Here is a 9,599-nt window from a genome sequence, read left to right on the forward strand (position 1 = left end):
GATGTTCGCGTGCCGGCCGCCACCGCCCAGGCCGTGCGTGAATTCTGCCGCCAGCAGCATTGCTCGCCATTCGTGTTGTTGCTTGGCGCCTGGCAAGTATTGCTGGCGCGCTACAGCGGTCAACTCGACTTCGCCGTCGGCGTGCCCAACGCCGCACGCAGTCATGCCCAAGTGCAAGACATCGTCGGCTTCTTCGTCAACACCCAAGTCTACCGCGCCCGACTTGAGCGACAGCTGACCACCCGACACCTGTGCGGCCGCCTGCGCGCTGAAAGCCGCATCGCACTCGAACAGGCGGAATTCCCGTTCGAGTGTGTGCTGGACGGTTTGAACCTGACCCGCGACCTGCATCACACGGCGCTGTTCCAGGTGCTGTTCAACTTCCGCCATGCCCGCGACGCCCAGGTCTTGCACCTGCCGGGGTTGAACGTGGAGGTGCTGGACATCGAGCTGGAAAGCGCGCGCTTCGACCTGACCCTGGACGTCATCGCCGGCCCCGACGGCATTGATTGCCGGCTGGAGTACGTCACCGCGCTGTATGACGCCGCGACGATCGACCAACTTGGCCAGCACCTGTGCCAGTTGTTGCAGGGCATGGTCGCCGCGCCCGACCGTTCGGTGTTCAGCCTGCCGCTGCTGGGCGTTGCCGAGCTGGAGCAATTGAGCGTTTGGAACGCCACTGATATCCGCTACCCGCAGTCTCCAAGCGTGCCTGCGCTGATCGCCGAACAGGTTCGTGCCACGCCTGACGCCTTGGCGCTGGTGTATGGCGACACACGCCTGAGCTACGCCGAGCTGGAGGCCCGCGCCAATCAACTCGCCCATTGGCTGCAAAACCAGGGCGTGGGGCCGGATGTACCGGTTGCCGTTTCGGCCGAGCGTTCGGTGGAATTGGTGGTAGCGCTGCTGGGCGTGATCAAGGCCGGTGGTGCGTATTTGCCGCTGGACCCGGACCTTCCGCAGGAGCGCCTGCAAGGCATGCTCGCCGACAGTGGCAGCCCGTTGCTGTTGACTCAAGCCCACCTGATGGACAAGTGGGCAGGCGAGGCAGGCGTGGCGGTGCATGTCCTCGAAAACTTGCCATTAGCGACGCAGTTGCAGACCGCGCCGACCGTCGATATCGGCCCGGAAAACCTGGTTTATTGCCTGTACACCTCCGGTTCCACCGGCAAGCCCAAAGCGGTCGGTAACCGCCACGCCGGTCTGCTCAATCGCTTGCAATGGATGCAGGCCGAATATGGCCTGACCGCCAGCGACCGCGTTCTGCAAAAGACCCCGTACAGCTTCGACGTGTCGGTGTGGGAGTTCTTTTGGCCGCTGCTCAGCGGCGCGGCGCTGGTCATGGCGCCGCCGGGTGCGCACCGTGATCCGCAGTGGCTGCGCGAGTTGATCGTCGAGCATGGCATCACCACGCTGCACTTCGTGCCCTCGATGCTCCAGGCGTTCGTTTCGGCGGGAGAACTACCGGCTTGCACCTCGCTTAAACGCATCATTTGCAGCGGCGAAGCCTTGCCGGCGGAGTTGCAGCGCCAAGTCTTGGCGCAGACGGCCAGCGAGTTGCACAACCTGTACGGCCCGACTGAAGCGGCCATCGACGTCACGTCCTGGGCATGCCGTGAGGACGGTAACAACGTGCCGATTGGCCGGCCGATTGCCAACACGCAGATTCACATTCTCGATGCCGACCTCAACCCCGTCCCCGTGGGTGTGGCGGGCGAGTTGTACATCGCCGGTGTGAACCTGGCGCGCGGTTATCAGGCGCGTCCATCGCTGACCGCCGAACGCTTCGTCGCCAACCCCTACGGCTCGCCAGGCGCGCGCATGTACCGCAGCGGCGACCTGGCGCGCTGGCGTGCCGATGGCGCGATCGACTACCTCGGTCGCCTCGACCATCAGGTCAAGTTGCGTGGCCAGCGTATCGAGTTGGGCGAGATCGAAGCGGTGTTGCTCACCCATGATGCGGTGCATGAATGCGTGGTGGTTGCCGGGGACAATCAACTGCTGGGTTACTGGGTCGGCGCCGATGCCGATGAAGCCGCGCTTAAATTTCACCTCGCCCAGCACGTTCCTGAATACATGGTGCCGTGGCGATTGATGCAATTGCCGGCGATGCCGCTCTCGGCCAACGGCAAGCTGGATCGCAAGCAGTTGCCACAGGTCGAGGCGCAGGCCGCCGCTACTGGCTATGTCGAACCGCGCAATGACGCCGAGCGTTGCCTGGCCAGGATTTGGTCCGAGGTGCTGGGCGTGGAGCGGGTTGGTGTGACGGATGACTTTTTCGAGCTGGGTGGGCATTCGTTGCTCGCGACCCGCCTGGCCTCGCAGATCCGCCACCAGTTAGGCGTACAGATACACCTCGGCGCGGTGTTCGACACACCGACGGTCGAGGCGCTTGCTCGGCACCTGGAGCACATTCCGGCGCACACCCCCGAAGACGAGGTGGACGCCATGACCCAATTGCTGAACGAACTGGAGCGCATTGAATGAACGACCTGAGCCAAGCCCACGGCCCCAGCTACCGTGACGATCCGTTGCGCCCGCTGGCCGAACGGCTCAACGCGCTTCCTGCCGAAAAGCAGCGGATATTCCTGCAGCAGTTGCGTGAAAAAGGCATCGACGCGCGCCGTCTGCCTATCGTCCCGGCGCCTGCCGAGGCGAAGTGCACGTTGTCCTACAGCCAGCACCGGCTATGGCTGCTCTGGCAGTTGGAACCGACCGCCAGCGCTTATCACATCACCGGCGGCCTGCAACTCACCGGTGAACTGAACGAGGCGGCGCTGGATGCGGCCCTGGCCAATATCGTCGCCCGTCACGCGGTACTGCGCAGTGACTTCCCCAGTGAGGACGGTGAGCCGGTGCTGCGTGTACATGCCGCCGATGCCTGTGCCGTGATTCTGGGGCGCGAAGACCTCAGCGATTTGTCGACCCAGGCCCAGGACGCGGCCTTGACGCGCCTGGCCCAGGCTCAGGCCCGACAACCGTTCGACCTGACCCAGGGGCCTTTGCTGCGCCTGTGCCTGGTGCGCTGTGACGCCGAGCGGCATGCCTTGCTGGTCACTCTGCACCACATCGTCGCCGACGGCGTCTCGGTGGAGCTGTTCGTGCAAGAGCTGGCTAGCGGCTATGCCCGTTGCCTGCAGGCCGTCGACAGCCCATTGCCCAGCCTTGACGTGCAATACAGCGACTATGCGCGCTGGCAGCGCCTATGGCTGGAATCCGGGGAAAGTGAGCAGCAACTGGCCTATTGGCGTGAGCGCCTGGGCAGTGACGAGCCGGTGCTGGAGTTGCCAGCGGATCACCTGCGTTGCGGCTTGCCCACCTATCGCGGGGCGCGGGTCGGCAAGCCGTTGTCCTACGCCACCAGCAGCCGCTTGCGGCAGTTCGCCCGTGGTCAACACACCACGCCGTTCATGGTTTTGCTCGCAGCCTATGGTGTGTGGCTAAGCCGCCTGTGCGGCCAGGCAGAATTGCGCGTCGGCATCCCGGTTGCCAATCGCGAGGCCGTCGCGACCCAGGGTTTGATTGGTTGCTTTGTCAACACTCAAGTCTGGCCGTTACGCGTCTCGCGCCGTGAATCCTTCATCGACCAGCTTAAGGCCGTGCGTGAGCAGGCATTGCAAGCCCAAGCGCATCAGGATTTGCCCTTCGAACAACTGGTCGAAGCACTGCAGCCCCAACGCAGCATGGGCCGCAACCCGCTGTTTCAGGTCATGTTCAACCACTTGCAGCGCGGCGATAGCCAACTGGACGCGGGCGGGCTGGTCTTCGAGCGCCTGGACCAGGCCGCTGAAACCGCGCAGTTGGACCTGACCCTGACCACCGAGGAAAACCGCCAGGGCCAGATCACCGCTACCTTCAGCTACGCGACCGACCTGTTCGAGGCCTCCACCGTACAAGCCTGGCACGCGCATTTCCTGTTCCTGCTCGAGCAACTGCTGGAACAGCCCGAGCGAGCGTTGCACGAACTGCCGCAACTGACCCCCGCCGAGCAACAGCAACTGTTCGGTTGGAACGCAACCCAGGAAAACTACCCCTCATACGCGAATCTGCCGGCGTTGATCGACCAGCAAGTGCGCGCTACGCCTGATTCACTGGCACTGGTCTGCGGCGACACACGCCTGAGCTACGCCGAGCTGGACGCACGCGCCAATCAACTCGCGCACTGGCTGCAAGGCCAGTGCGTGGGGCCGGATGTACCGGTTGCCGTTTCGGCCGAGCGCTCGGTGGAGTTGGTCGTGGCACTGCTGGGCGTGATCAAGGCCGGTGGCGCGTATCTGCCGCTGGACCCAGACCTTCCGCGTGAGCGCCTGCAAGGCATGCTCGCCGACAGTGGCAGCCCGTTGCTGTTGACTCAAGCGCACCTGCTGGACAAGTGGGCTGGCGAGGCAGGCGTGCCGGTGCATGTCCTCGAAAACTTGCCATTAGCGACGCAGTTGCAGACCGCGCCGACCGTCGATATCGGCCCGGAAAACCTGGTTTATTGCCTGTACACCTCCGGTTCCACCGGCAAGCCCAAAGCGGTCGGTAACCGCCACGCCGGTCTGCTCAATCGCTTGCAATGGATGCAGGCCGAATATGGCCTGACCGCCAGCGACCGCGTTCTGCAAAAGACCCCGTACAGCTTCGACGTGTCGGTGTGGGAGTTCTTTTGGCCGCTGCTCAGCGGCGCGGCGCTGGTCATGGCGCCGCCGGGTGCGCACCGTGATCCGCAGTGGCTGCGCGAGTTGATCGTCGAGCATGGCATCACCACGCTGCACTTCGTGCCCTCGATGCTTCAGGCGTTCGTTTCGGCGGGAGAACTACCGGCTTGCACCTCACTCAAACGCATCATTTGCAGTGGCGAAGCCCTGCCTGCCGAGTTGCAGCGCCAAGTGCTGGCACAAACCGCCAGCGAATTGCACAACCTATACGGCCCGACCGAAGCGGCCATCGACGTCACGTCCTGGGCATGCCGTGAGGACGGTAATAACGTGCCGATTGGCCGGCCCATCGCCAACACGCAGATTCACATTCTCGACTCCGACCTCAACCCTGTCCCCGTGGGTGTGGCGGGCGAGTTGTACATCGCCGGTGTGAACCTGGCGCGCGGTTATCAGGCGCGTCCATCGCTGACCGCCGAGCGCTTCGTGGCCAATCCGTATGGTGCGCCAGGTGCGCGCATGTACCGCAGCGGTGACCTGGCGCGCTGGCGTGCCGATGGCGCGATCGACTACCTCGGTCGCCTCGATCACCAGGTCAAGCTGCGCGGCTTGCGTATCGAGCTGGGTGAGATCGAAGCGGTGCTGCTCGCCCATGCCCACGTGCAGGAAAGCGTGGTTATTGTCCGCGACGACAAGCTGATCGGCTACTGGGTGGGCGACGCGACCGAAGAGGAAGCGCTCAAGGCGCATCTGGCCCGGCACGTCCCTGAATATATGGTGCCGTGGCGATTGATGCAGTTGCCGGCGATGCCGCTCTCGGCTAACGGCAAGCTGGATCGCAAGCAACTGCCGCAGCCTGAAGGGCAGGTCGCTGTCGAGGGGTATGTCGCGCCGCGAAGCGAGGTCGAGCAGACCCTGGCGGCCATCTGGGCGGAGGTGTTGGGCCTGGAACGCGTCGGTATTGCCGACAATTTCTTCGAGCTGGGTGGCGACTCCATCCTGTCGTTGCAAGTGATCAGCCGGGCGCGTCAGGCAGGCTGGCAATTGAGCCCTCGCGATCTGTTCCTGCACCCGAGCCTGGCAGCCTTGGCCCATGCAGCGCGAAGTGCCCGCCAGTGTGCCGAGCAGCAGCCGGGCGTGACCGTAGGGCCCGCACCACTGACGCCGATTCAGCAGTATTTTTTCAGTCAGGAAATCGCACAGCGCCAGCACTGGAACCAGTCAGCCTTACTGCGCCCGTTACAGGCCTTGCAAGCCGAACCCCTGCGCGCCAGCCTTGCAGCCCTGACTGAACACCACGCCAGCCTGCGTCTGCGCTATCAGCAGGACGCCCATGGCACCTGGCAACAAGGCTACACAGGGTTTTCTGACGACAACCTGCTGGTGGAAATTGATGCCTCGGACGCCGAGATCTTTCTTCACGAAGCCGAGCGCCTGCAAACCAGTCTCGATCTGAACAACGGTCCATTGTTGCGCGCCGCCTTGCTGGGCTTGAGCGATGGCAGCCAACGGCTGTTGATCGTGGTCCATCACCTGGTGGTGGATGGCGTGTCCTGGCGAGTGCTGGTGGAAGACTTGCAGCAAGCCTATCGGCAGCAGACCGCTGGCCAGGCGGTGACGCTGGCGCCGGTGGGTGCCAGCTTTGCCCAGTGGGGTGAGCGCTTGCAGGCATTCGCGCAAAGCCCGGCGCTGTTTGATGAGCTGGATTACTGGCGCGCACAGACGCTTGGGCAACCGGCACGGGTGCTGGGGTGTGAAGGCCAGGCGGTGGAACGCCGACTGCGCCTGCCGGCCGAACTGACCCGGCGCCTGCACAAGGAGGCGCCAGGCGCCTATCGCACGCGTCTGGATGAACTGCTGCTTGTAGCCTTGGCCCGAGTGCTCTGCCGACAAAGCGGGCATGCGTCGCTAAGCGTTGCCCTGGAAGCTCACGGACGCGATGCGTTGCCTGCGCCCTACCACGAAGGCCTGAATATCGAGCGCAGCGTCGGCTGGTTCACCAGCCTGTACCCAGTGCGCCTGAGCCCAGGCCTTGGCGACCTGGGTTCGGCGATCAAGGCGGTCAAGGAGCAACTGCGCCAGGTGCCGAACAAGGGCATTGGCTACGGTGTGTTGCGCTACCTCGGCCCGGCGTCTGCCCAGGCATTGCTCGCCGAGCAGGCCCCGCCGCAAGTGATGTTCAACTACCTGGGGCAATACGACGGCAGCCTCGATGGCCAGCGTCTGTTTGGCTTTGCCAGTGAACCGCAAGGCCGTCAGCGCGACGATGCCGCGCCCCTCAGTCACGCGCTGACGGTCAATGCGCGGCTGGTTGAAGGCCAGTTGCAATTCGAGGGCCGCGCCGATACTGGACATTACAGCGCCTCGCAACTGGAGTGTCTGCTGGACGACCTGCGCGCCGAACTGAGCCTGCTCGCCGCCCATTGCCTGACCCCTGGAAATGCCGCCCTGACGCCTTCCGACGTCCCACTGGCCGAGCTGACTCAGGCCCAGCTTGACGCCTTGCCCCTGGCAGCGCGCGACGTAGAAGACCTGTATCCGCTGTCGCCCCTGCAACAGGGGCTGCTATTCCATACCCTGCAAGACGATGCTGAATCGGCCTACGTCAATCAGATCGACGTGGTGCTCGAAGGTCTCGACCCGCAACGCTTCCTTCAAGCCTGGGACACGACCGTGCAACAGCACGCCACGTTGCGTAGCGTGTTTCTCTGGCAGGGCGAACTCAGCGTGCCGCTGCAAGCGGTCCTGCGCCGTGGCCCGGCAGTGGCGCAACTGCATGACGCGCGCGGGCTCAGCCAGCAGGCGCTGGACGAATGGGCCAACGCCGAGCGCGTTCAAGGTTTCGACCTGACGCGCTTGCCGCTGCAACGGGTGCAACTGTTACGCCTGGATGCCACCCGCTGCCGCATGATCTGGACCTTCCACCACATCCTTCTTGACGGCTGGAGCAGTGCGCGGCTGATCGGCGAGGTGCTGCAACATTACGCGGGTGAACGCCCACTGGCGCCGCGCAGTCAGTATCGCGACTACATTGCCTGGCTGGGTGCCCAGGATGGACGGGCGGCCCAAACCTACTGGCAAGCGCGCCTGGCGACTATGGAGGGCCCGACGCTGCTCGCCGAAAGCCTGCCAGCCCGGGATACCCAAGGGCTTGGCGATGCGATCGGGCATGGCGTGATCCGCAGCGGCCTGTCGGTCGCGGACAGCCAGCGTCTGCGCCAGTTTGCCCGCCGCCAACGCGTGACGCTCAACACCCTGGTGCAAGGTGCCTGGGCCCTGCTGCTGCAAACCTATACCGGGCAATCACCGGTAGCATTTGGCGCGACCGTAGCGGGACGGCCGAGTGCTCTGGACGACGCCGAAGCGGTGGTTGGTCTGTTCATCAACACCGTGCCGGTGATCGCCGGTGGCGACGCGGGCCAGGGGGTGGGTGATTGGTTGCGTGAACTGCAAACCCAAAGCGCCGAGGCGGGTGAATTCGAACACACGCCGCTGGCGGACATCCAGCGATGGGCGGGGTTGAGCGGACAAAGCCTGTTCGACAGCCTGCTGGTGTTCGAGAACTATCCGGTCGATCACGCCATGCGCCAGCGCAGCGGCGTACATATCGAAGCGTCGAGCACGCTGGAAGCGACCCACTATCCGTTGTCTCTGGCGATTTTTGCCGGTGAAACGCTGGACATCACGTTCGGTTACCGCCGAGATGCGTTCGCCACCGCACGGGTCGAGGCACTGGCCGGACATCTCAACAGCCTGTTGCTTGGCCTGATCGCCGATGCCCACCGGCCTTTGGCTGCGATCAGCCTGCTAAGCGATACCGAACACGCTCAACTCATGGCCTGGAGCACGTCGGACTACGCGCCGCCGGCTTTCGCCAGCGTGCAGCAACGCATCGCTGCCCACGCTGCGGCCGATCCGCAGCGCGTCGCCCTTATCTGTGCGGGTCAGAACCTGACCCGTGGCGAACTGGAGCAACAGGCCAACCGCCTGGCCCACGCGTTGATTGCCCGTGGCGTCTGCGCCGAAACGCGTGTCGGTGTAGCCTTGCAGCGTTCCAACCGGCTGTTGGTGGCGTTGCTGGCGGTGGCCAAGGCCGGTGCGGCATTCGTACCGTTGGCGTTGGACTACCCCCGCGAACGGCTCGGCTATGTGCTGGAAGACAGCGGCATGAGCCTGCTGATCACCGAGCAGATGGCGCTGGAACGTCTGCCCGCAGCGCCGGGCCTGGCGTTGCTCGATCTCGATACGCTAGACCTGGACGGTTACAGCGACCAGGCCCCCAACGTCGACGTGCACGCGCAAAACCTCGCGTACCTGATCTACACCTCAGGCTCCAGCGGCACACCCAAAGGGGTGGCCGTGGCCCATGGCCCGCTGGCCATGCATTGCGACGCCACCGCGCCGTTGTATGACATGAGCGCGCAATCCCGTGAGTTCCACTTCATTTCCTTTGCCTTCGATGGCGCCCATGAGCGCTGGCTGACCGCGTTGACGTGCGGCGCCAGCTTGGTGCTGCGCGACGAGGAGCTGTGGTCTGCGGCGCGCACCTTGCAGGCATTGGCGGAACATCAGATCACCAACGCCGGCTTCCCTCCGGTCTACCTTGCCCAGATGGCTGCCGAAGCCCAGGCCCAAGGCTGCGCCCCGGCATTGGATCTGTACTCCTTTGGCGGCGAAGCCATGCCTCAGGCCAGCTTCGAGCGCATCCGCCAGACCTTGGCGCCGCGTACCCTGATTAATGGCTACGGGCCGACCGAAACTGTGGTCACGCCACTGGTATGGAAAGTGCCGGCCGGGGTTAGCGGTGAGCTGTACCTGGGCGGCACGGGCCTGGCCCGCGAATACCACGGCCGACCGGGGATGAGCGCCGAGCGATTTGTGCCGGACCCATTCGGCGCGCCCGGTGCGCGCATGTACCGCAGCGGTGACCGTGTGTTGTGGGGTGCCGATGGGGTGATC

General features: G+C 64.4%; 1 protein-coding gene and 2 pseudogenes. All 3 read left to right on the forward strand.

Going from position 1 to position 9,599, the window contains the following annotated elements; translation table 11 throughout:
- Nucleotides 1–9: 9 nt before the first annotated feature.
- Nucleotides 10–651: pseudogene (locus L9Z73_RS31550) on the forward strand (condensation domain-containing protein); the annotation flags it as partial.
- Between the two features lie 78 nt (nucleotides 652–729).
- A pseudogene (locus L9Z73_RS18655) lies at nucleotides 730–2,397 on the forward strand (amino acid adenylation domain-containing protein); the annotation flags it as partial.
- An 86-nt stretch (nucleotides 2,398–2,483) separates the two neighbouring features.
- Nucleotides 2,484–9,599, forward strand: a 7,116-nt coding sequence (locus tag L9Z73_RS18660; RefSeq protein ID WP_247403855.1) for a non-ribosomal peptide synthetase, incomplete at its 3' end; no start/stop codon positions are given.

Origin of the sequence: Pseudomonas emilianonis, from assembly GCF_023072625.1 — a bacterium.
Taxonomy (GTDB): Bacteria; Pseudomonadota; Gammaproteobacteria; order Pseudomonadales; family Pseudomonadaceae; genus Aquipseudomonas; species Aquipseudomonas paraveronii.